The organism is Fodinicola acaciae (assembly GCF_010993745.1).
GTDB lineage: Bacteria > Actinomycetota > Actinomycetes > Mycobacteriales > HKI-0501 > Fodinicola > Fodinicola acaciae.
In genome coordinates this window covers 665968-689147 of the sequence record NZ_WOTN01000001.1, presented here as the reverse complement: position 1 = coordinate 689147, position 23180 = coordinate 665968, and the positions used below count along the sequence as shown (strand labels likewise).

Annotated in this window: 21 protein-coding genes; 6 read left to right on the top strand and 15 right to left on the bottom strand. The window is 67.7% G+C overall.

What is annotated here, in order from left to right:
* The first annotated feature begins 202 nt into the window (after positions 1–202).
* Entirely contained in the window at positions 203–1510 is a 1308-nt protein-coding gene (locus tag GNX95_RS03165) for an MFS transporter (RefSeq protein ID WP_163505643.1), read from the top strand.
* Here GNX95_RS03165 and GNX95_RS03160 read toward each other — a convergent pair.
* The 5 genes from GNX95_RS03160 to pobA form a co-directional block, all read right to left on the bottom strand.
* A complete protein-coding gene (locus tag GNX95_RS03160; RefSeq protein ID WP_222853365.1) occupies positions 1497–2411 on the bottom strand; it encodes a PfkB family carbohydrate kinase in 915 nt (304 codons plus the stop codon). The genes GNX95_RS03165 and GNX95_RS03160 overlap by 14 nt on opposite strands.
* Positions 2411–3472 carry an MFS transporter gene (locus GNX95_RS03155; protein WP_246281613.1) on the bottom strand — a complete coding sequence of 354 codons (1062 nt, stop codon included), beginning with the start codon at positions 3470–3472 and terminating at the stop codon, positions 2411–2413. Before GNX95_RS03155 ends, GNX95_RS03160 begins: the two co-directional genes overlap by 1 nt.
* Before the next feature lie 111 nt (positions 3473–3583).
* Positions 3584–4747, bottom strand: coding sequence for a methyltransferase, FxLD system (gene fxlM, locus GNX95_RS03150; RefSeq protein WP_163505640.1), 1164 nt, complete (start codon positions 4745–4747; stop codon positions 3584–3586).
* Positions 4748–4763: 16 nt separating this feature from the next.
* A complete protein-coding gene (locus tag GNX95_RS03145) occupies positions 4764–5738 on the bottom strand; it encodes an aldo/keto reductase (RefSeq protein WP_222853364.1) in 975 nt (324 codons plus the stop codon).
* A 91-nt stretch (positions 5739–5829) separates the two neighbouring features.
* A complete protein-coding gene (gene pobA, locus GNX95_RS03140; RefSeq protein ID WP_163505639.1) occupies positions 5830–7005 on the bottom strand; it encodes a 4-hydroxybenzoate 3-monooxygenase in 1176 nt (391 codons plus the stop codon).
* Positions 7006–7154: 149 nt separating this feature from the next.
* Here pobA and GNX95_RS03135 point away from each other — a divergent pair, with 149 nt between their 5' ends.
* Both GNX95_RS03135 and GNX95_RS03130 read left to right on the top strand, forming a co-directional pair.
* The gene (locus tag GNX95_RS03135) at positions 7155–8345 is read left to right on the top strand and encodes a cytochrome P450 (RefSeq protein WP_163505638.1); all 1191 of its coding nucleotides are present in this window, start codon (positions 7155–7157) and stop codon (positions 8343–8345) included.
* Positions 8346–8381: 36 nt separating this feature from the next.
* Positions 8382–9041: an SDR family oxidoreductase gene (locus GNX95_RS03130; protein WP_163505637.1), complete on the top strand. Its 660-nt coding sequence runs from the start codon at positions 8382–8384 to the stop codon at positions 9039–9041.
* Positions 9042–9237: 196 nt separating this feature from the next.
* On the opposite strand, the gene alc is transcribed toward GNX95_RS03130, so the two are convergent.
* The 10 genes from alc to uraD all read right to left on the bottom strand — a co-directional run bounded on the left by alc (position 9238) and on the right by uraD (position 19414).
* Positions 9238–10227, bottom strand: a complete 990-nt coding sequence (gene alc, locus GNX95_RS03125; protein WP_163505636.1) for an allantoicase — start codon at positions 10225–10227, stop codon at positions 9238–9240.
* Positions 10224–11543: an allantoinase AllB gene (gene allB, locus GNX95_RS03120; protein WP_163505635.1), complete on the bottom strand. Its 1320-nt coding sequence runs from the start codon at positions 11541–11543 to the stop codon at positions 10224–10226. The genes alc and allB overlap by 4 nt, the downstream gene beginning before the upstream one ends.
* Positions 11536–13749, bottom strand: a complete 2214-nt coding sequence (pucD, locus tag GNX95_RS03115; protein ID WP_246281494.1) for a xanthine dehydrogenase subunit D — start codon at positions 13747–13749, stop codon at positions 11536–11538. The genes allB and pucD overlap by 8 nt, the downstream gene beginning before the upstream one ends.
* A 77-nt stretch (positions 13750–13826) precedes the next feature.
* Positions 13827–15173 (bottom strand): 8-oxoguanine deaminase, encoded by a 1347-nt coding sequence (locus GNX95_RS03110; RefSeq protein ID WP_163505633.1) that lies wholly within the window; start codon positions 15171–15173, stop codon positions 13827–13829.
* Positions 15170–15631, bottom strand: a complete 462-nt coding sequence (locus GNX95_RS03105; protein WP_163505632.1) for a (2Fe-2S)-binding protein — start codon at positions 15629–15631, stop codon at positions 15170–15172. The genes GNX95_RS03110 and GNX95_RS03105 overlap by 4 nt, the downstream gene beginning before the upstream one ends.
* Positions 15622–16500: an FAD binding domain-containing protein gene (locus GNX95_RS03100; RefSeq protein WP_163505631.1), complete on the bottom strand. Its 879-nt coding sequence runs from the start codon at positions 16498–16500 to the stop codon at positions 15622–15624. The genes GNX95_RS03105 and GNX95_RS03100 overlap by 10 nt, the downstream gene beginning before the upstream one ends.
* Positions 16469–17821: a nucleobase:cation symporter-2 family protein gene (locus GNX95_RS03095; protein WP_163505630.1), complete on the bottom strand. Its 1353-nt coding sequence runs from the start codon at positions 17819–17821 to the stop codon at positions 16469–16471. Before GNX95_RS03095 ends, GNX95_RS03100 begins: the two co-directional genes overlap by 32 nt.
* Positions 17818–18639 (bottom strand): factor-independent urate hydroxylase, encoded by an 822-nt coding sequence (pucL, locus tag GNX95_RS03090; protein WP_163505629.1) that lies wholly within the window; start codon positions 18637–18639, stop codon positions 17818–17820. Before pucL ends, GNX95_RS03095 begins: the two co-directional genes overlap by 4 nt.
* Positions 18639–18944: a hydroxyisourate hydrolase gene (gene uraH / locus GNX95_RS03085; protein WP_163505628.1), complete on the bottom strand. Its 306-nt coding sequence runs from the start codon at positions 18942–18944 to the stop codon at positions 18639–18641. The genes pucL and uraH overlap by 1 nt, the downstream gene beginning before the upstream one ends.
* Positions 18941–19414 carry a 2-oxo-4-hydroxy-4-carboxy-5-ureidoimidazoline decarboxylase gene (gene uraD, locus GNX95_RS03080; protein ID WP_163505627.1) on the bottom strand — a complete coding sequence of 158 codons (474 nt, stop codon included), beginning with the start codon at positions 19412–19414 and terminating at the stop codon, positions 18941–18943. The genes uraH and uraD overlap by 4 nt, the downstream gene beginning before the upstream one ends.
* A gap of 96 nt (positions 19415–19510) precedes the next feature.
* Between uraD and GNX95_RS03075 the strand changes: the two genes are divergently transcribed.
* The 3 genes from GNX95_RS03075 to GNX95_RS03065 all read left to right on the top strand — a co-directional run bounded on the left by GNX95_RS03075 (position 19511) and on the right by GNX95_RS03065 (position 23147).
* Positions 19511–20821, top strand: coding sequence for a PucR family transcriptional regulator (locus GNX95_RS03075; protein WP_163505626.1), 1311 nt, complete (start codon positions 19511–19513; stop codon positions 20819–20821).
* Between the two features lie 542 nt (positions 20822–21363).
* Positions 21364–21942, top strand: coding sequence for an ArsR/SmtB family transcription factor (locus GNX95_RS03070; protein ID WP_163505625.1), 579 nt, complete (start codon positions 21364–21366; stop codon positions 21940–21942).
* Positions 21939–23147 (top strand): MFS transporter, encoded by a 1209-nt coding sequence (locus GNX95_RS03065; RefSeq protein ID WP_163505624.1) that lies wholly within the window; start codon positions 21939–21941, stop codon positions 23145–23147. Before GNX95_RS03070 ends, GNX95_RS03065 begins: the two co-directional genes overlap by 4 nt.
* Positions 23148–23180 lie beyond the last annotated feature (33 nt).

The following is a 23180-nucleotide window of genomic DNA, read 5'->3' as shown; positions in this document are numbered from 1 at the left end:
CGCACGGCGGCTTTTCAGATTCGCGCGTACGTTGTCAACGCGTTCACAAGAAAGCCGGCTGACCCGATCCGGCCACCTCCGGCGGTGGTAATTCGCTTTTCCGGACGTCCCGCACAATTCTCCGCCTTCCCGTCAGGGTATCGACCTGTGCCGGCAGATCGTATATCTTTACGTATACAATCCAGCCGTTCCGGGAGTCCCCATGAACAGAGAACACCGGCGGGTCGTGTTGGCGTCGATGGTCGGCACGACGGTGGAGTGGTATGACTTCTTCATCTACGCGGTCTGCTCCGGCCTCGTCTTCGCGACCCAGTTTTTCGGACAGCTCGGCAAGGACGCGCTCCTGCTCTCGTTCGCGACCATCGGCATCAGCTTCTTCTTCCGTCCAGTGGGCGCGATCATCGCTGGTCACCTCGGCGACCGGATCGGCCGGCGTCCGATGCTGGTGCTGACCCTGCTGCTGATGGGGATCGCGACCGCGTTGATGGGTTTGTTGCCGACGACGGCCACGATCGGCGTGGCGGCCCCGGTGTTGCTGGTCGTCTTACGCATCCTGCAAGGACTGTCCGCCGGCGGCGAATGGGGTGGCGCGGCGCTGTTGTCCGTCGAGCACGCACCGACCGAGCGGCGCGGCCTCTATGGTGCCTTCCCGCAGATCGGCGTGCCGATCGGCCTGTTGCTGGCAAACGGCATCCTCGCGATCACGGCAGCGGCGACGACGCCGGACCAGTTCCTGGCCTGGGGCTGGCGGATCCCGTTCCTGTTCAGCATCGTGTTGATCGTGGTCGGCCTGTTTGTCCGTACGCGCGTCGCCGAAAGCCCGGTTTTCCACGAAATACGGCGTTCCAACGCACGCGTGGCGGTGCCGCTGGTGCCGCTGCTGAAAAACCACCTGCCGCTGGTGGTGATCGGCGCGCTGATGTTTGCCGCCAACAACGCCGCCGGCTACATGACGACCGGCGGCTATGTGCAGTCGTACGCGGTGAAAGCGCTCAAGATCGGCAGCTCGGCGATCCTGACCGCGGTGATGCTCTCGGCGCTCGGCTGGCTCGCCACCGCGTTGCTGGCCGGCTGGCTGTCCGACCGCTACGGCCGCAAGCGCGTCTACCAGATCGGTTTCGTCGCGCAGCTGGTCTGGATGTTTCCGTTCTTCGCGCTGCTCAACACCGGCAACCTCGGCCTGATCGTGGTGGCACTGCTGCTTTTCACCGTCGGCCTCGGTTTCACATACGGTCCGCAGCCGGCGCTCTATGCCGAGATGTTTCCGACGGCCGTGCGTTACAGCGGCGCGTCGCTCGCGTACGCGGTCGGCGCCATTCTCGGCGGCGCCTTCGCGCCAACCATCGCGCAGGCACTGCAGTCGCGGACCGGCACTGTCTATTCGGTCGCCGACTATCTGGCGGCGGTCACCGTCATCGGCCTCGCCGCCACCTTCTTCGTGCGCGTACGACCCGGCCAGCCGCTCAGTCCGGCGAGCGAGACGCTGGACAAGGAACTCAAGTCCTCGTAAGAAATTCGTCGACCTCGGCGGCGGTCGGTGCCGTCGCCGGGCCACAGCGGGTGACGGCGAGCGCGGCGACCGCGTTTGCCCGCGCCAGCGCAGGAAGCGGCTCATGGCCGGCGAGCAGGCCGGCCACGAACGCTCCGACGTGCGCGTCGCCGGCGCCGTTGGTGTCCACAGTGGACACCGAATGTCCGGGCACCGGCACGACCTCACGTGCTTGGGCAAGAAAGCAGCCGTCCGGCCCGACGCGTACGACCACACCGCCGCGACCACGGCCGGCGAGCGCACGTGCCGCCCGCGCCGGATCGGCGAGTCCGGTCATGACGGTCGCCTCGCGCCGGCTGCAACTCCACCAGTCCGTACGTGCGATGGCGGCCCGCAGCGCGTCTGCGGGGATGTCACCGACCAGTGGTCCCGGATCGACCACGACGGTCACCGCTGGATCGAGTTTCGTCAGCCAGTGAGCCAAAGCACGGCCGTTGTGTACGTCGAGCAGACCGTAACCGGAGACGTAGACGACGTCCTCGGACGCCGGCACGATGCGCTCCAGATGCTCGGTGTCCAGCCGCGACTCGGCGCCGAGGTTGGTCGCGAAGGTCCGCTCGCCGGCCGGGTCGACCAGCGCCACGTCATAGCCGGTGTCCTCCCCCAGAAACGCCGGCTGCAGCAGCTCGATGCCGGCCTTTTCCAGCTCCTGCCGGCAAAGCTCGCCAAAGGGACCGGTGCCGGTCAGTCCGGCGTACGCGACCGCCGCGCCTTGCCGGCGCGCACTGATCATCACGTTCAGGCCGCCGCCAGGGGTGATCTCGCTGCGCGTCGCCAGCACATCCCCGCCAGGCCGCGGAAAACCCGGCACGTACATGACGATGTCGACGATCACCGACCCGATGTGCACCAGCCGCGCCATCAACCGGTCCCCTTCCGAACGACCAGCAGGCCGCTCGCGGCGACCGCTCCGAGTACGAGTGCCAGGCCGGCGCCGCCAAAAGCCAACTCCCCTTGCGGCTGGCCGAGACCGAGGCCGACCGGATAGAGCGGCAGCCACACCAGCGGCGCGATCGCCGCTCCGGAAAACCGGAACGCCGAGACCACCGACACCGCGCCGCCGCGGTTGTCCGGCACCTCGCGGGCGCTCAGGTTTTGCAGGCCGACGTTGGCCAGCGACGAGACCGCACCGGCCGCGATCCACACGATGACGAGTACGGCCACCGAGGTCGTCCACGCGACCGCCGCCACCAGCAGGCCGCTCGCCGCCATGCCGACGGCGGTCGCGCGTACGGCCCCGAACCGCTCACAGACACCACCCCACAGCGTGGCCAGCGCCATGCCGGCCACACCGAATCCGACCAGCACCAGGCCGACCAGACCGTCCGGGATGCCGAGCCGGCGCTCGGCGTACAGGGCGACCAGGAAGACCACGCCGTTGGCGCCGAGATACGAGACAAGCGCGATGAAGGACTGCAGCCCCATCCGCACCGTCAGCAGCGGCCGGTACGAGGGCGCGCTCGCGCCCGGCCGCGGTGCACCTGGCGGCGGCGCCAGGGCGAGCAGCCCGGCGATCAGCGCGACGCCGACGAAGGCCCACCGCCACGAGAAGACGCCGGCGGCTGAGCCGAACAGCGGCGCCAGCGACATGCCGGCGGCCTGGCAGGCGCCGTACGTGCCGATCGACCGGCTGAGGCGCTCCGGCGGCACGGTGTCGGCGAGGCCGGCGATCAGCAGCGGCGTAGTGAAGGCGTTGGCCAGCCCCTGGAGTGCGCGCGCGACCAGGAACACGCTGATCGTCGGCGCGAGCGCGGCGAGCAGCGAGGCGACCAGATAGCCGCCGTACGCGATCAGCACCGACCGGCGCCGGCCGTAGCGCTCCCCCAACGTGCCGGATATGAGCTGAAAACCGGCGAAAACCACCATGTAGACGGTGAGCGAGGCGCCAGCCAGGCTCAGCTCGGCGTGGAAGCTGTCGGCGATCTCCGGCAGTACCGGCGAGACGACGCCTCCACCGAGCGGACCCAGCAGACCGCCGGCGTAGAGCGCGACGGCGCGCAGGCGCGTACTCGGATCGGTGTCGATGCGATCATCCTACGTTTGGCTGATCACCAGCCGCGTGTACGTCTTGTCGATGACCTCACCGCCATCGGCCGGAGTCGTCGGCGGCACGGCCTTGACGCACAGGCCGCTCGTGCCAGGACGGCCGGCCGCGTGCCACGCACGTACGTGGTCGAGCAGGCGAACGGTCAGCACGTCGCCGTCCGCGCCGAAACCGGTCGCGCCGATCGCCGACTCGTCCGGTTTTGTCAGAAGCGCCAGCCCGTCGCCGCCGGCCACGCCCGCGGTCATGCCGGTGTCCGGCTGCATCCGCACCGGCGCGGCGGCCAGCCACCGGTGGCCGTGCTCGTTGAGCACGCACCAGGCCGGCTCGTGGATCGCCAGCCAGAGGCTCAAGCCGCCAAACACTTCGGCGCCGCTCACCATCAGGTCCGTGACCTGCTCGTTTGTCGGCTCGTCGAGCAACTGGCCGATCCGGTCGGGGTCGAGGCCGTGCGGGTCCGGCAGCGACAGCGTCAGGCCAGGCCGCACCATGCGTACGACCTCGGGTCCGGCCATCCGGCCGCGCAGCCGCATGAAGCCACACGGCTCGACCGACCGGCTGACCCAGCCGTCGCCGTCGCGTTCGAAGGCGACGCTGCGCTGCACGCCACGTAGATCGAGCGGCAGCACCATCCGGCCCGCTGGCGCGAGCTGGTCACGCCAGGACGGTGAGATGTCCCAGACGCCGACCGTGCAGATCAGCCGATCGTACGGTGCGCCATCCGGCACTCCGTCGGCCCCGTCGCCGCACACCACCGTGACATTCGGCGTGTCCGCCAGGTGTTTTCGTGCCGTGTCAACGGTTTCCTGGTCGATGTCGACACTCACCACACTGCCGGTGTCGCCGGCCAGATGGCCGAGCAGGGCCGCGTTGAAGCCGGTCCCGGCGCCGATTTCCAGCACTCGCTGGCCCTCGCGTACGTCCAGCTGCTCCAGCATCACCGCCATGATCGCCGGTTGCGACGACGAGCTGATCGGCAGGCCGCTCTCGTCGCGACGGGTCACCACCGGCTGGTCGCGATAGACCTCGTCGATCGCCACCTCGGGCAGAAAGCGGTGACGCGGGACCGCGCGAAAGGCCGCCAGCACGCGCTCACCCGCGTACGACGTGATCATGTCGACCATCTGGTCCCGCTGCCGCCGCCAACCAGCCATACCCCCGAGTGTCGCACTAATCCACTGTGGACAGCCGCGCGATCTCCGCCATTTCCTCGGCGGTCAGTGCCGCCTTGTGCAACGTCCCCAGGTTTTCCTCGACCTGCTGGAGCGTCCGGCAGCCGGGGAGCGGGATCGTACGCGGACTCCGAGCCAGGTTCCACGCGAGCGCGCCCTGCGCCAAAGTCCGTCCGCCGCCACGCAAGATCTCGCGTATCGCGTCACGCCGCGCCAGAAACTCCGGTGCCGGACGGCCATCGACGAACCACCGCAACCACTCCGGATTGGTCGCGCGGATGTCCGCGCCGCCGATCCGCGTGTCGGCGGTGATCTTGTCGCTCAACAGCCCCATCGCGAGCGGACTGCGGTTGAAGCTGGCCAGGTCGTGCCGCTCGCACAGCGCCAGCATCTCGGGCGCGTCGCCGAGCACGTTCAGCTCGTGCTGGATGACCGACGCGTGGGCATCGGCGAACAGCTCGGCGCGATCCAGGTCGTCGGTGCTCCAGCCGTACGCCCGGATTTTCCCTTCGTCCAACAGCTTGTCGCAGGCTGCGACCAACTCGCCAGCTATCTCGACCGGCACGCTGACGTGCAACTGGAGCACGTCGACGTGGTCGGTCTGCAAGCGCCGCAACGATTTTTCCAGCGCAATCCGTACGTATTCCGGCGACCGGTCCTCCGGCCCCATCACCTTGCTGGCCTCGTCGTACGTGTTTCCCCATTTGGTGGCGATCACCACGTCGTCGCGCCGGCCCGTGAAAGCGCGGCCGATCACCGTTTCGGAGTGGCCGGCACCGTACACGTCGGCCGTGTCGATGAGATTCGCACCGAGCTCGACGGCCCGGTGCAGCATCCGGATCGACTCCTCGTCGTCCACCTCTCCCCAGCCGAGCGCCGATCCCGTTGTGCTGTGGAACGGGCCGCCGATGGCCCAGGTGCCAATGCCGATGTCGCCGACCTCGATGCCGCTGCGACCGATTGTCCGAGTCACCCTGATCTCCTCATGAATCGCCGGTGACCCGACGATAATCCGGCCGTACGGCCGCCGACCGGTCCAATCGTGCGGCCGGAAACCAGGCCAATCAGTCGAACGGCAGGCCGACGTAGTTCTCCGCCATGCTCGTCGCCGCGGCCGTCGAGCTCGTCGTGTAGCGCAGCTGCGACAGCTGGAGCCGCTGCGCGAACGGGTCGTCCTCCGGGAAACGGTGCAGCATCGAGGTCATCCACCAGGAAAAATGCTCGGCGCGCCAGACCCGGCGCAGGCAACTTTCCGAGTACGCGTCGGCCAGATCGGCGTTCGCTTTGGTGAGCAGCTCGGTCAGGGCGCGAGCCAGCAGGCGTACGTCGGCGACCGCGAGGTTCATCCCCTTCGCGCCGGTCGGCGGCACGATGTGTGCCGCGTCGCCGGCCAGGAAGAGCCGGCCGTAACGCATCGGCTCGACGACGAAACTGCGCATCGCCGCGAGCAGCTTGTCGACGACCGGCCCTTCGTGCAAGGAAAAACCGTTGCCGAGCCGGAGCCGGGCGTGCAGCTCGTCCCAGATCCGCTCGTCCGGCCAGTCGGCCAGCTGCTCCTCCGGCGACACCTGGATGTATAGCCGGGTCAGCTCCGGCGATCGCATGCTGTGCAAGGCGAAACCGCGCTCCGAGTAGGTGTAGATCAGCTCCTCGTGCGACGGCGGTGTCCGTGCCAGGATCCCCAGCCAGGCAAACGGATACGTACGCTGGAAGACCCGCAGTTTGTCTGCCGGAATGCTCGGCCGGCTGACACCGTGGAAGCCGTCGCAGCCGGCGATCACGTCGCAGTCGAGCTGCCGCACTTTGCCTTCAGCGTCAACGAAAGTGATCCGCGGCCGGTCGGTCGTCAGGTCATGCAGGCACACGTCGGTGCTCTCGAAGAGAATCCTGCCGCCGTCGGCCAGGCGCCGCGCGATGAGATCCTTGACGACCTCCTGCTGGCCGTAGACGGTGATCGTCTTGCCGGTCAGCTCGGCCAGCGGCATGCGGTGGTCGGCGCCGTCGAACCGCAGCACCAACCCCTCGTGCGGCAGTCCCTCCCTCGTCATCCGCTCACCGACACCGACCTCGCGCAGCAGCTCCGCGGTCGGATGCTCCAGGACGCCGGCGCGTACGCGCTGCTCCACGTACGCACGATTGCGCGCTTCAAGGACGACCGACTCGATGCCGGCGAGATGCAGCAAATGCGACAACAACAACCCCGCCGGCCCCGCTCCGACAATCCCCACCTGCGTCCGCACCGGCGCGGCCTCCTTCCCGTCGTTTCGGTCCAGCTTGGCCGGCCCGGCGGCCGGTCGGCGCACGGTCTTCCGATGACCGGAAGTGGCGATGTGCCGACCGACCCGAGCCGGCAGTCTGACACCGACCGTACTCGGCAGAGGAGGCGCCGATGTCGACCGTACAAATCGCCAGCAGTGACCTCGATCCGTTCTCCGACGAGTTCCTGGCCGAGCCGTACGAACCGCATCGGCACCTCCGGGACGCCGGACCGGTGGTGTGGCTGGAAAAATACGGCTTGTGGGCGATGGCGCGATATGCCGAGGTGCGCGCCGCGCTCAGTGACGCCGAGACCTACTGTTCGTCGGCCGGGGTGGGCATTTCCGACTTCCGCCGGGAAAAGCCGTGGCGCGTACCAAGCCTGCTGCTGGAGGCCGATCCACCCGAGCACACCAGGGCACGTGCGGTGATCAGCAAGGCGTTGTCGCCGGCGACCGTACGCGGCCTCCGCGACAATTTCCGTGCGACCGCTGACAAACTGGTGGACGAGGTGGTCGCGGCCGGTGAGTTGGACGCGATAGCCGACTTCGCGACCAGGTTTGCGCTCACCGCCTTCGCGGACGCCGTGGGCCTGCCGGCCGCGGAGCGGGAAAACCTGCACTCGTACGGAAACATGGTGTTCAACACGTTCGGACCGCGCAACCACCTCTTCGAGGAGGCGGTCGCCGGTGCCGGGCCGGTCCGCGAGTGGATCGACGCGCACTGCCAGCCGGACCTGCTCGCGCCGGACGGTCTCGGCATGCGTATCCACCGGATCGCCGCCGAACACGGACTGTCCACATCGGACTCCGCGTTGCTCCTGCGGTCGTTTCTGTCCGCCGGCGTCGACACGACCGTCCACTCGCTGGGTAACGCCATCTTCTGTTTCGCCGAGAATCCCGCCGAATGGGACGCGTTGCGCGCCGAGCCGGCGCTGGCGCGGACCGCACTCGACGAGGTGATCAGATACGAGTCGCCGGTGCAGACGTTTTTCCGTACGACCACACGCGAAGTCGACGCCGGCGGGGTACGCGTCCCGGCCGGCGCCAAGGTGTTGCTGTTCCTGGGATCCGCCAACCGCGATCCGCGGCACTGGGACGCCCCGGACCGGTTTTCGGTGCGCCGCCGGGTCGCCGGTCACGTCGGCTTCGGCTTCGGCATCCACGCCTGCGTCGGCGCGGTCATGGCACGGCTGGAAGGCGAGATCGTGCTCGCCTCCATGGCCGAGCGGATCGGGCGTATCGAACCGGCCGGAAAACCGCGGCGGCTGCTGAACAACACGCTGCGCGGCCGCACGCACTTGCCAGTGCGCGTGGTCGTGTGAGACTGGACCGGAAGATCGACATTCCGGAGAGTGGACATGCGGGTCGTTATCGCTGGCGGACACGGTCAGATCGCGCTGCGACTGGAGGCGCTCCTTGCCGGCCGCGGCGACGAGGCGGTCGGCCTGATCAGAAACCCCGATCACACGGCTGACCTGCAAAAACGTGGCGCCACCTCGGTCGTGCTGGACTTGGAGAACAGCACCGTCGACCAACTGGCCGACGTGCTCACCGACGCCGACGCGGTGGTCTTCGCCGCCGGCGCCGGCCCGGGCAGTGGTGCCGCGCGCAAGGACACCGTCGACCGCGACGCGGCGATCCTGCTCGCCGACGCCGCAGAATCCGCCGGCGTGCGCCGCTATGTGATGGTGTCGGCGTACGGAGCCGACAACTACGACCCGGACTCCACCGAGGTCTTCCAGATCTACCTGCGCGCGAAGGCACAGGCCGACGCGGACCTGCGCGGCCGCGAGCTGGACTGGACCGTCGTACGGCCGGGGTCGCTCACCGACGACCCCGGCACCGGCCAGGTCACCATCGACGAGTCGGTGCCGCGCGGCCGGATCACCCGCGACGATGTCGCTGCGCTTTTGCTGCACATACTGGACAATCCGTGCACGGCGTCGATGCAGTTCGAGGTCGTCGGTGGCTCCACACCGATCGCCGACGCACTGGCCACCTTCGCCCGTGAGCACTAGGGTCTGTTCCAGGAGCTGCGGAGCTTGAGTTCTTGACCTGGTGCCCGATAGCTGGGCGCGCGTCGCGGCCGGGGAAAGCGCGAACCAAGCAGGCCCACATGCACTTATCGGCTTCACATAGTGGTTCGTCTCGCCACGTACCGGGACGCCACGGCGGCACCCTTACCCTTGGCAAAAGCGTCGACAGGCGGCGAGGTCAACTGAGCGACTGCCAGCGGTGGACGAACGCGGCCGGGTCGGCGATGGCGCCGATCAGGCGCAGGCGCGCCATGCCGCCGTCTGGAAACACGTCCATCCGCACCTCGCTGACCACCTCGGCGGAGTCGAGCAGAAACCGGTGCCGTGTGTCCGGCTGCAGGCGCGTACGCGGCAGCAGTTCCACCGACTTTTCGCCGGCCAGGCCGCGTAAGGTCGCGAAACCCGGCGCGTTTCCCTTGAAATGCGAGGTGTCCAGCTCAGCCAGCCGCACACGTCCCGGCGCGGCAAGGCCTACGGTCACCCAGTCGTTGCCGTCGTCGCGCCGTCGCGCGGTCTCCCATCCCTCCCCCATCACCCGAGCGAATCCCGGCAGCAGCAGGTTTTGCGGCGAACCATAGAACATGTCGCTGCAGCCGACAACCCGGCCGCCGTTTTCCAGCGCCGCAAGGTCCATCGAGGACAGATCGAGCAGCCGCGGGTCGGCGACCGGCTCACCGTGCACGCGAAACCGCGCCACCCCGCCGTCCGGATAGATCGACAGGCGTACGTGCGTGAACCTTTTCGACGGAACAACCGCGAAGACGTTGGCGGAGTCACCTTTCAGTTTGCTACGCCGCAAAAGCGGCTGCCAGGTCGCGTCGGCCAGCTCTTCCGGACTCGGATAGCCGTCCACGGCAGCCGCCTCGACCGACGCCTCCGGCGGAAAGTTTCCGGTGAAGAATGACGTATCGATGACGACACCGTGCACGATGCCTGGCACGCCGAGGCGTACGATCGCGTGGTCGTGACCGGCTTCGCGTCGCCGTCTGGTCTCCCAGCCGTCGTAAACCTGTCCTTTGGCGCCGAAAGTGTAACGGTTGAAGACCGGAGCCTCTGGTTTGATGAGGTTTTCGCGCTCGGCGAAGAACTCGTCGTTGGCCGCCACGACACTGCCGCTCAACGCGCGTGAGGCCAGGTCGGGCAGTTGCCGCCAGTCCGGCTCGGTCATCGATCTCCTCGCGCCAGCAGGATTCCGTCCGCGCTCTCGCCGGTCACCGCTCGTCCGCGCAGCCACGTTTGCCTGACGACACCGGCAAGAGCACGACCATCGTACGCGGACACCTTGTTGCGGTGATGCAGCTGCCGAGCGTCCACCACGCGCGCGTCATCCGGTGCGAACACCACGAAATCCGCATCGCAGCCGATCGCCAGCCGGCCTTTGCGTTGCAGGCCGGCGATTCGAGCGGGGCCGGCCGCCAACCAATCGACCGCGTCCGCGAGGCTGAAGCCGCGCGGCCTCGCCTGCGTCCAGACAGCCGACAAACCGACCTGCAGACCGGAAATGCCACCCCAGGCCGCGCCGAAGTCGGGCACCTTCAGGTCGGCCGTGGCCGGCGAGTGGTCGCTCACCACACAGTCGATCACGCCGTCCGCCAGACCCCGCCACAACATCTCCCGGTTCATAGCTGACCGGATCGGCGGACAGCACTTGTAACGCGTCGCACCGTCCGGGATCTCCTCGGCGCAGAAGGAAAGATAATGCGGACAGGTCTCAACGGTCAGCCGTACGCCATCGCGCTTCGCCTCCGCTATCAACGGCAACGCCGACGCACTCGCCAGATGCAGGACGTGTACGCGAGCGCCTGTGCGCCGCGCCGCCTCGATCACGCCTTCGATCGCCATGATCTCGGCGCTTTCCGGCCTGGAAGCCAGAAAATCATCGTAGCGCGCGCCGCTTGGCTGTCGCGCCGACGCGATGATCTCGCTGTCCTCGGCATGGACAAGCATCAACGCATCCGGCCCACGCAGCTCCTCCAGCGCCGCGGCGAACTGCGCCGGCGTCAACGCCGGAAACTCCTCGACTCCGGAATCCAGGAGGAAACTCTTGAAGCCAAACACGCCGGCGCGATGGAGTTCCTCGAGCCGGCCCAGGCTGGATGGCACCGCACCGCCCCAAAAACCGACATCGACATACACCTGCGGACCAGCCGTCCGCTGTTTTTCCTTCAATGCCGGCATGTCGACGGTCGGCGGGATGCTGTTGAGCGGCATGTCGATGATCGTGGTGACACCACCGGCCGCGGCCGCGCGAGTCGCCGTCGCGAAACCTTCCCATGACGTGCGGCCGGGATCGTTCACGTGCACATGGCTGTCCACCAATCCCGGCAACAAAATCTCGTCGTTCGCCAGTTCCAGCACCGAGTCAGCGGTCAGCCCGGCCGACATCGCCACAATGACGCCATCGCGGACGCCCAACGTGCAGTCACGTTCGACGCCATCGACTATCGCGCGGCGCGCGCGTACGACCAGGTCGAGATCAGCCATGTGCCAACGCGAGGTGCTCAGGCCGCACTGGTACGCGCGTCAACGCGACGCCGGTCGCGGCGCGGATCGCCGCCACGATCGCCGGCATGGAGGAAATCGTCGGTGGCTCGCCGACACCTCGCAGGCCGTACGGTGCGTGCGGATCCGCCAGCTCCAGCACGTCGACGGCCATCGGCGGCATGTCGAGAATCGTCGGGATGAGATAGTCGGTGAACGACGGATTGAGCACCTTTCCGCCGGACAACTGGATTTCCTCCATCACCGCGAGGCCAAGACCCTGCGCCGAGCCGCCGTGGATCTGGCCGACCAGTGCGGTCGGGTTCATCGCCTTGCCGACATCCTGCGCACACGCCAGCTCGACGACCTTCACCAGGCCGAGCTCGACATCGACGTCCACGACCGCTCGATGCGCGGCGAAAGCGTACTGGACATGGGCAAAACCCTGACCGGTCCGCGGATGCAGCGCCCGCGTCGGCCGGTGCCGCCACTCGACTTCCTTGTCCAGCACCCGATCCCCGACCAGGTCCACCAGATCGACGAGTACGCCGCCGAGCGTCGAGACGACCTTTCCACCGGCGACCGACAACTCACCGACATCGTCAAACCGATGGCGTACCAGCGAAAACAGCTCGGCGCGCAGCTCGCGGCAGGCGGCCTGCACGGCACCGCCGGTGACATAGCTCTGCCTCGACGCCGAGCTCGAGCCGGCGCTGCCGATGCTCGTGTCGGCCGGCTCGACCACCACGCGCTCCACCCCGAGCTCGGTCCGGGCGATTTGTGCCTGCAAGGTCACCAAACCCTGGCCAACCTCAGCGGCGGCGGTGTGGACCGAGACGACCGGCTCCCCGCCGATGATCCGCAACCGTACGCGGGCCGTCGAGTAATCGTCGAATCCTTCGGAAAAACCGACGTTCTTGATGCCGACGCCATAGCCCACGCCGCGTACGACGGACTCGCCGTGCGTCGTGTTCGCATAGCCGCCGGGAAAATCGCCGAGCCCGGTGGCCGCCGGCGGCAACGGCCGGTCGCGTACCAGCTCCAGCAGCCGCGCGACCGGTGCCGGCGAGTCGACGACCTGACCGGTCGGCAGCGCCGATCCTTCCGACATCGCGTTGCGGATCCGCACCTCGACCGGGTCGATGCCGACCGCGGCCGCGAGCTTGTCCATCTGCGACTCGTACGCGAAAGCCGCCTGCACCGCGCCAAAACCGCGCATCGCACCGCACGGCGGATTGTTGGTGTACATGCCGTAGGCGTCCATCACGACGTTCGGCACCTCGTACGGCCCGACGCCGAGCGTCGCGGCGTTTCCGGTCACGGCGGCGGTTGTGGCCGCGTACGCGCCGCCGTCGAGCACGATCCGCGCCTTGACGTAGATCAGCTGTCCGTCGCCATCCGCACCGTGCTCGTAACGCATGACCGCTGGATGCCGGTGCACGTGACCAAAAAACGACTCCTCGCGGCTGTAGACCATCTTCACCGGCCGGCCGGTGCGCAGCGCCAGCAGGCACGCGTGGACCTGCATCGACAGGTCCTCACGGCCGCCGAAGGCTCCGCCCACGCCGGCCAACGCCAGCCGCACGTTGGCCGCCGGCAGGTCAAGCACCTCGGCCACCTGCCGCTGGTCGACGTGCAACCACTGTGTGGCAACGTAAAGATCGACACCGCCGTCATCGGCCGGCACCGCCAGGCCGGACTCCGGACCTAAGAATGCCTGGTCCTGCATGCCGACCTGGTATTCGCCGGTGACGACGACCGGCGCCGTGACGTCCGGATCGCCGGACCGGATCGGCACATGGCGGACGATGTTTCCGCCGCCGGGTGCGTGATCGTGCAGCAGTGGCGAATCCGGCTCAAGCGCGGCGACCGCATCGGTGATTGGCGTCAAGACCTCGTAGTCGACGGCGATCGCGGCGGCCGCCCGGCGGGCGGTTTCCGGGTGGTCGGCGGCGACGATCGCGACCGCTTCGCCTTGATAGCGCACGACATCCTCGGCCAGCACCGGCTGGTCACGCTCGTCCTGGCCATAGCGGTTGGGGCCCGGCACATCGGAATGCAGCAGCACGGCATGGACGCCGGAGATCGCAAGCGCCGGCGCGATGTCAACGGATGCGATGCGTGCGTGTGGATGTGGACTGCGCAGCGTCGCACCCCACAGCATGTCGGCGGCGAAAAGGTCAGAAGAATAGGCAAACTCGCCACGCACCTTCGGCACTCCGTCGGGACGTGTCGGACTTTCGCCCACACCACCGTGCACACGGATGTCAGGAGAGGTTGTTACGGTCATCGCTCTGCCAATCGCCGGCTCGCCACGCGCAACTCCGCGGCGAGTTGTTCTTCGTCCACACCGGTCAGCTGGCCGTCCGTCACCACCGGCCGGCCGCCAACGGTCAGCAGAGCCAGTGGCGGCACCGGACCGAGCACCAGCGCGGCGACCGGGTCGGCGATGCCGGCATGCTCGAAGCCGTCCAGCCGCCACAGCGCCAGATCCGCCAGCTTCCCCGGCTCGATCGAGCCGATTTCCTTTTCTCGACCCAAAACTCGCGCGCCACCGATGGTCGCGATCCGCAGCGCCTCACGCGCGGACAATGCCGCAGGACCACCGCGTTGGCGTGCCAGATACATCGCCTGACGCAGCTCCTGCAGCAGGCCACCGTCCTCGTGCGAGGCGGCGCCGTCCACGCCGAGACCGACCGGCGCACCGGCCCCGAGCAGGTCGGCCGTCCGCGCGATGCCGGCGCCGAGCCGCGAGTTGGAGCTCGGGCAGTGCGTCACACCGGTGCGCGTCGATGCGAGTTTTTCCACCGCGGAGTCGGAAAAGTGGATGCCGTGCGCGAACCAGCTGTCGCCGCCGAGCCAACCGAGCCGTTCCGCGTATTCCAACGGCGTGCAGCCAAACTCGGCAAGACACTGCTGCTCTTCCTCGACGGTTTCGGCAAGATGCGTGTGCATGCGTACGTTCATCGAGCGCGCCAGCTCGGCACCGCGGCGCATCAGCTCCTCGCTGACCGAGAACGGCGAACACGGTCCGACCGCGACCCGGATCATCGAGTCGAAGGCCGGATCGTGATATTTGCCGATCGCGTCAGCGGTCCCGGCGAGCGCACCGTCGATGGTCTCCACGATGTTGTCCGGCGGCAGGCCGCCATGCGATACGCCGCGGTCCATCGATCCGCGGATCGCGTGCAGCCGGATGCCGACACGCTCACCCGCACTGACCAATGCGGCGAAAACATCACCGCCATTGGACGGAAAAACGTAATGGTGATCGGCCGCGGTCGTGCATCCGGTCTGCGCGAGCCTGGTCAGGCCGGCACTCGCGGCAGCGTGCACGATGTCCGCGTCGAGCCGTCCCCAGACCGGATAGAGCTCGGTCAGCCACTCGAAAAGGATCGCTTGCTGCGCGTAGCCGCGGGTGGCCCACTGGTAAAGATGGTGGTGAGTGTTGACAAAACCCGGAGTCAGCAGGCATTCGCGGCCGTCGACATAGTGAGCGTCGAGTCCCTTCGGCGCGGCGCCACCGCCAACGGCCTGGATCCGGCCGTCTACCACGATGACATGCCCTGTCGCGTGCTCGGTGCCCGCCGCGTCCACAGTGGACACGGCCGCACCGTCGATGACGAGCTTCATGACCGGCTCGCAGCCAGCCGTACGGCCTCGATGATCTTCTCGTAACCCGTGCAGCGGCACAGGTTTCCGGCCAGCGCCTCGCGGATCTGCGCATCCGACGGATGCTTCTGCCTGGCCAGCAGGTCGTCGGCGGCGACCAGCAACCCGGGCGTACAGAATCCACATTGGACGGCGCCGGCATCCAGAAACGCCCGCTGCAACGGATGCAGCGACTCACCGTCGGCCATCCCCTCGACCGTGCCGACCTCGGCGCCTTCGGCCTGGCCGGCGGCGACCAGGCAGGAACACACCGGCCGGCCGTTGAGCTGGACCGTACAGGAGCCACATTCGCCCTGTTCACAGGCGTTCTTGGCGGCCGGATAGCCGAGCCGCTCGCGGAGCAGGAACAGCAGGCTCTCGGTCTCGCCGACATTGTCGGTCACATGCGGCCGGCCGTTGACCGTCAGGTTCACGCGCATTGCCGTGCTTCTTTCTGGTAATCGAGCCAGGTCCAGGTCAACGTGCGCCGAGCCAGCACGGCCAGAGCATGCTTGCGATACGCGGCGGTGGACCGCACGTCGTCGATCGGCGCCGCGGCCTGAGCCACCAGCTCGCCGAACTCCTTGACCACCGAATGCGGCAGCGGCCGCGCCGGATTGGCCCAGCGACCGGAAAGTTCGGCCGCGAGGAATGCTTCCGCGGCCGGCGTACGACGCGGCGTCGGCGCAGCGGAGCCGATGCCGGTGCCGACCTGGCCAGTGACCGGATCGAGCGCCAGCGCGAAGGAGCACACCGCGATGACCATCGCGTTTCGCGTGCCGACTTTGGAAAACTGCTGCGGTCCGGCGGCCACCGGCAGGTCGACAGCGGTGACGATCTCATCGTCAGCCAGCGTGGTTTTCTTGAGTCCGACGAAGAAATCGTCGATCGGCACGACACGGCTGCCGTGCACCGACGCGACCCGCAGGCTCGCTCGGCTCGCCAGCAGCGGCGGATGCGCGTCGCCGGCCGGTGAGGCCGTGCCGAGGTTTCCGCCGACAGTCCCGCGATTGCGGATCTGCGGTGAGCCCACTGTGCGGCTGGCCAGGGCCAACCCGGGCACCAGCTGACCGATCTCCTCGATGATCCGTTGGTATGGCACGGTCGCGCCAATCACTACGCGATCTTTTTCGCGCCACCACTGCGAAAGCTCCGGCACCGCGGTCAGGTCGACCAGCGGCTTCGGCCGCAGCCGGCCGAAATTGGCGGCCACCATGACATCGGTGCCACCGGCGAGCAGGCGTGCCCGCGGATCCTCGGCCTTGACCGCGAGCGCCTCAGCCAGGCTGGCTGGACGATGGAACGACATCGCTGTCTCCTGCGTCTTCCTCGCCGGCGTCGCGCCGGCCAGGGACATGGTTGAAAAGTACGTTCAGCAGCACGGCGACCAGGCAGCCGGCGCTGATGCCGGAGCCAGCGATCACCTGGAACCACGAGGGAAAATGCTGGTAGAGGTCCGGCACCACAGTCGGCGCGAGGCCTACCCCGAGAGCCGCTGCGACCAGCACGAGATTGTGCCCGGACAACTCGGCCTTCGCCAGCAGCCGGATGCCATAAGCAGCGACGGTGCCGAACATGGCGATGCCGGCGCCGCCGAGCACTGGCTGCGGCACCGCCGCAACGATCTCGCCGAGCGGCCGGATCAGGCCAAGCACCACCAGAATTCCGCCGCCCACGGCAACGACGTAGCGGCTGCGGACCCGGGTGAGACCGACCAGGCCGACGTTCTGCGCGAAGGCAGTGTAGGGAAACGTGTTGAAGACTCCACCGAGCACAGTGGACAGTCCGTCGGCGCGCAGGCCGTCGGAGAGCGTACGCCGGTCGACCTGCTTGCCAGTGATCTCACCGACGGCGAGGATGTCGCCGGTCGTCTCGGTCATCGTCACGAGCATCACGACCAGCATCGAGACGATCGCCGCCACGCCGAAGGTGGGCAGGCCGAAGTGGAACGGTGTGCTGACGCCGAAAAATCCGACCTGAGTGACCGACGAGAAGTTGGTGAAGCCGAGCGGGATGCCGACCAGTGTGCCGATCACGATGCCGAGCAGCACGGCGATGCGGCCCCAAAAACCCGGCGCGAACCGCTGGATCAGCAGGATGAGCACCAGAACGCCGAGCGCCATCGCCAGGTTGGCCGGCTTTCCGAAACCCGGCGCGCCGACGCCGCCGGCGGCCCAGTTGGCCGCTACCGGCAGCAGCGAAAGGCCGATGATCGTAATCACCGTGCCGGTCACCAGCGGCGGGAAAAACCGCAGCAACCGTCCGAAAACCGGTGCCAGCAGCACCATGCCGAGGCCGGAGACGATCACCGCCCCATAGATCGCCGGAAGGCCGCCGGTCGTCGTGCCGATCAACACCATCGGCGTCACCGCGGCGAACGTGCAGCCCTGCATCAGCGGCAGCCGTACGCCGAAGCGCCACACGCCGATGCACTGGATCAGTGTGGCGACACCGGAAACCAGCAGGTCGGCGCTGATCAGATACGCGAGGTCGGTGCTCGACATCTTCAGCGCCGAGCCGACGATCAGCGGCACCGCCACGGCGCCGGCGTACATCGCGAGCACGTGCTGCAGCCCGAGCGACAGCAGCCGGCCGATCGGCGGGACCTCGTCCACCGGATGCACGGTCATGTGCCGTCCCTGGTCACGGTCGCCGCGATCAGCCCGTACGGCCGGTCGGTGGCGTGGAAGACCACGCCCGGATTGTCCAGCCCGAACGGCGAAAGATCGACCGGGATGTGGTGTTTGTTGGGTAACTCCAGGCGAATCTCGGCCAGCTCCGGCCGCTCGTCCAGCACCGCGCGACCCATCGCGAAAAGCGTCTGCTGCAGCGAAAGGCTGTAGGTGCCGGCGAAGGTGTCCAGCAACAGCCGCACAACCGCCGCGTGCGACTCGGCCCAGTCGCAGGTGCCGGTGTGCCGCCAGCGCGCGGTCAGCGCCGTCGCCAGGATGCGGTCCTTGGTCTCCGCCAACGTCGTGTAGGGATCCTTTGGATAGCCCCAGAACTCCGAGTCCGTCGTGTTCATCACGACCAGATCGGTGATGCCGGACCAGGTCCGCAACGAGCCGTCGAAGGTGACGCTCGCCGTCCGTGTGCCGGCGGCGCGTACGAACGAGTGGTGCGCCAGCCGGTCCCACCGGTATGCCTCGATGTCGACCACCGCGCGATGAATCGCCGGCTGGCTCTGGACGAAATGCCGCGCGAGCCGGGCCGCGAAGTCCTCCGGCTCGCCGATGCCGTCGCGGGCGAAGGCGAAAACGGTGTTTTTCTGCGAATCTGTCGGCAAAACGGCGCCGTTGTCGCCGGTCAGGTGCGTCGCGGACAGGTCACCGGACAGCGCGGTCGTCACGTTCAGGTCGACGAGCCGGTGACCGTCTGGATCGCGATCCACCGTCACGACACGAGTTTCGGCCTTGCCGTAGGAATTGTCGCCGAGCACTATCGCCATTACGAACCTCGGTATGTCGTGTAGGTGTATGGCCCGAGCAACAGCGGCACATGCAGATGCGCCTCGCTGTCCACGACTCGGAAGCTCACTGCCGCCTCAGGAAAGAAGGCGTCCGGACCGAGGTAGCCGCCGGTGTCGAAGACCAGCCGGTAGGTGCCGGCCGCCAGCTCGAAGTCCCAGCGGATCCGGCCATCGCCGTCGGTTTTGGCTTCGGCTATGACATCCGCGCCGCGTTCGAGGCGTACGGCCACACCTGCCGCCGGCCGGCCGCTGGTGGTGTCGAGGATGTGCGTGGACAGCGTCATGCGATCCTCGCCAACCGGAGCCGTACGATTTTCGTCAGCTCCTCGCGCGTGACCGCCGCCTCGGTGGCGTCGTCATTGGCGAGCCTTGCCCGTAAGGCCGCCAAAATCTGCGAAGCGGACAGGCCGGTGGCGCAGATCAGGAACACGCGGTCGAAACGTTTTTCGTACGCCGCGTTGGCTTCCACCAGCTCCGTCGCGTCATCGGTCGCGGCGGCCGACTGCTCCTCTCGCGACCACTTTGCTTCCATGCCACCGGTCGCGCGCTCGCCGATCCGCGGATGCGCGGCCAGAGCGCGCTCGATCTCCGGCCAGCTCAGGCCGGCGATGACCTTGTCGGAATAACCGACCAGCTCGTCCAAACTTGCGTACGGTCGCCGAGACAGCACTGTGCGTACCCATTCCGGCGAGGCACAACAGGCCGACAGTCGCCGCTCAGCTTCGTCGGCAGGCAGCTCGTTCAGCGCGACCATCCCCTCAGTAAATCCCCCGGCGAGAACCACAGCCAGTCACCGAAAACACCAAATGCGCGGCGCGGCCGGGCACCCGTCTTGTAGATTTCTCCAATCATGCGACTCGGTGCCCTGCTCGACGACCCGGAGCTGCGACTGCGGCTGCTCGCCGGGGCCGAACGGCTGGACCGCGAGGTGCGCCAGACGATCACCACCGACCTGCTCGACCCGAGCCGGTTCCTGTCCGGCGGCGAGCTGGTGCTGACCGGGCTGATGTGGTGGCAGCACGCCGGCGACACCGAGCGTTTCGTGGCGACCATCGCCGACGCGGGTGTCGCCGGCCTCGTGGTCGGCGCTGCCGGCGTCGACGGCCTGCCGGACGAGCTGGTGCCAGCCTGCGAGAGGCACGGCGTGCCGCTGTTCGAGGTGCCGGTCGACTTCAACTTCGCGGTCATCACCGAGCATGTCGTGCTCGCGCTGGCCGCAGAGCGCCGGCTGCCGTTCCCCGCCGGTGCCGACCTGGCCAGCGGCCTCGCCGCCGTGGCGGCCGAGCTCGGGGCCGTCTGCCGCGTCCTCGCACCGACCGGCCGCCTCGTCGCGGGCCCCGCGACCGATCTCGGACGTACGCTCGCGCGGCACTGCCTGTCCGGCGAGCCGCTGCCGACGCACACGCTGATGCCGTCGGCGGCGCCACTGACCAGCTGGTTCGTGGCCGTCGACGGCGACGGCGAGCGGTGGTCGGCCAGCCAGCGACGGCTGGTCGAGCGACTTGTCGAGCTGGTGGCGGCGCAGCGTACGGCGTGGATGTCCGCTGTGTCGATGTCCGGCGTCGCCGGCGATGATGCGCTCGTGCTGGCCAGCCCTGATGCTGACGTGCTGGCTGAGCTTGCCGCGGTGCTTGCGGACGACATCCGACTCGTCTGCTTAGACGACCTCACGTATGCGTTTGTTCCGGCGCTCGGTCGTACGCTCGCGCAGGCGGCGGCCGAGCTCACCGACGCTCTGCGCGTGTTGACACACGGACTCGGCAGCGCTCAGCTCGCGGTCGGCCTCAGCTCGGAGGGCACCCCCGAGGCGGCCGACGCGTACCGGCTGGCGTCTCACCGCGCCGGCTCGGCCACGCTGGCGCTCGACACCGAGCTGACCTCCCATCGGTCTCTGTTGGCCGTGGTGCCGGACGAAGTGCGGACGATGTTCGCGCAGCGGCTGTTGGGTCCGGTTTACGCGTACGACCTGGAACATCGGTCATCTCTGACCGAGACGCTGCGAGTTTTCCTTGAGTGCAACGGGTCGTGGAACCTGACGGCGGAGCGGTTGCACGTACACGTGAATACGTTGCGGTATCGCCTGCGGCGGGTGGAGGAGCTCACCGGGCGCGATCTGGGGAGATTTGCGGATCGGGTCGATTTTTGGGTGGCGCTGGTGTGAGGGCGCTTTGTGGGGTGTGGCGCTATTTGTGGGTTAGTAGGGTCGTTGCGTTTTCTGGGTTTTTGGGGTGGGTCGGTGGATGGATAGGTGGATGGGTGGTGCGTGGGTTTTCTGGTTGGTGCGTTGGGTGGGTGGCGGGTTCGCCTGTTTGTTGCGTGGGTGGGTGGTTGGGTTTTTCGCCTGCGCGGCGGGCGCTCCTGCGCGGAGGGCGACCTCAAGGGAGGGGCGCGTGGATGCCAATCGTGTGCATTTGGGAGTGCGGGTGGCGGTTTGTGGGCGGGGCTGGGTCTTCCGGGCTTGCTCGTTCTCCCCGTATGGGAAGCAACCCGTCGGTCTGGACGCCAAACGATCGTGCTGTAGCGGCTGACTGCGTAATACTTGTTTAACAAGACATCAAAACGGACATCTGTTGCAGACCAGTAGTCACAACAGCATTATCAGCCTCAATAGTCACACCCGTCACAGCATCTGATGATCACGGCGGCATGAAGGCCTTGCCAGGGTACTTGTAGAAGAAAAATTCTGGAACTATTCTTCTGGATATGGAGACGCGGAAGATCACGGACCCGGAGGTCCTCAAAGGCCTCACACAGCCACTTCGCCGCAAGCTCTTCCGGCTCCTCCAGCAGATCGGGCCAGCGACCGCCGGCATGTTGGCCAAACGTACGGACAGTGATCCGGGGCTGGTCAGCTATCACCTACGTGAGCTGGCCAAACACGGGTTCATTGTGGAGGCTCCTGAGCTGGCCAGGGATCGCCGGGAGCGGTGGTGGCGGCTCGTGCCGGAGGCGACGAGTTGGGACACGCTCGATTTTCCGGGTCCGGAAGGCGCGGCGATCACCGACACGTTGAAGGCTCAGATGGTCGCCGACGAACTCGAACGGCTGACCACCTATCAGCGTACGTTCCACGCCTGGCCGCAGGAGTGGCAGCGCGCCTCGATGAGCAGCGACAGCCAGATCCGGATGACGCCGGACGAGCTGCGGCAGATGACGGCCGAGTTGCTGGAGGTCATCACCCGCTACACCGACCAGGGCCGCAACCCGGACGGTACGCCAATCCCCGATGACGGCCGCGAGTCGGTTTTCCTGTTCTTCCACGTCTTTCCGGAGAAACCGTGACCGTCGCCGCACCCGTACGGTCGGTCTATCGCGACCGCCAATATGTCCGCTACAGCGTCAGCCAGGCGGTCTCGATCCTCGGCGACCAGGTCTGGTATCTGGCGCTCTCCTGGTCGGCGACGCAGGCGAGTACGCCGGCGGTCGCCGGGGTCGTCGTGTCGATATCGGCACTTCCCCGCCTCGCGTTCATGCTGCTCGGCGGCCCGCTCGTCGACAGGTACGGGCCGCGTCGCCTGATGATCGGCAGCGACACGTTGCGCGCCATCGTCGCCGCGTCCGCCGCCGGCGTCGCGCTGTGGCAGCCGACGATCGGCCTGCTCGTCGTCGTGGCGCTGGTCTACGGTGCGGTCGACGCGGTCTTCCTGCCGGCCAACGGCGCGATGCAGCCGCTCCTGTTGGAGCCAAGCCAGTTCTCCTCCGGTGCGGCCTTCCGCGAGATCACCCAGCGCGCCGCGTTGACCGTCGGCGCTCCGCTTGGCGGCATTCTCGTCGCCACCGGTGGACTGCCGCTCGCCTGCGTGGTGGACGCGGCCACCTTCGTCTTTTCCGCGCTCGCACTGCGATCCGTACGGTCGCGGCCGGTCGAACGCAAGGCCAGCGAACCGTACGGCCGCGCGCTCCGCGAAGGTTTCCATTATCTGGCAACACATCGCGTGCTACGCGCGTCGATGCTGGTCGGTTTCCTGTCCAACGTCGGCTTCGTCGGACCAATGAACATGGGCCTGACCCTGCTCGCCGTCCAGCATGGCTGGGGCGCCACCGGCGCCGGCCTGCTGCTGGCCGGATTCGGCGTCGGCGCGGCGATTTCGGCCTTCGCCATGCTGCGGCTGCGGATCAGGAGGCGGGTCGGCCTGGCGTTCGCGATCATGCTGATCGCCGAAGGCTGCTGCCTGCTTTTCCTCGCGCTCTCGCCAAATCTCGCGCTCGCTGTGCTCGTCTGCTGCGCGGTCGGCGTCGGCAGCGGCATGCTCGGCGTGACCGCCACAGCACTCAACCAGCATGTCACCGACGACCGGTTCCGCGGCCGCGTCGGCAGTGTCAACTCGCTCGCCAACCTCGGCATCACGCCGCTCGCGATCGCCGCCACCGCGGCCGCCGTCGGCGCCTTCGGTGTGGTGCCGACCTTCGCAGGGAGTACGGCCGTCGAGCTGGCCGGCGCCGCGGTGTGCCTCCTCGTGCCGGAACTCCGTCGAGCCTCCATGTAGATATTTACTAGACCGGTCTCTATAGTTTCTCTC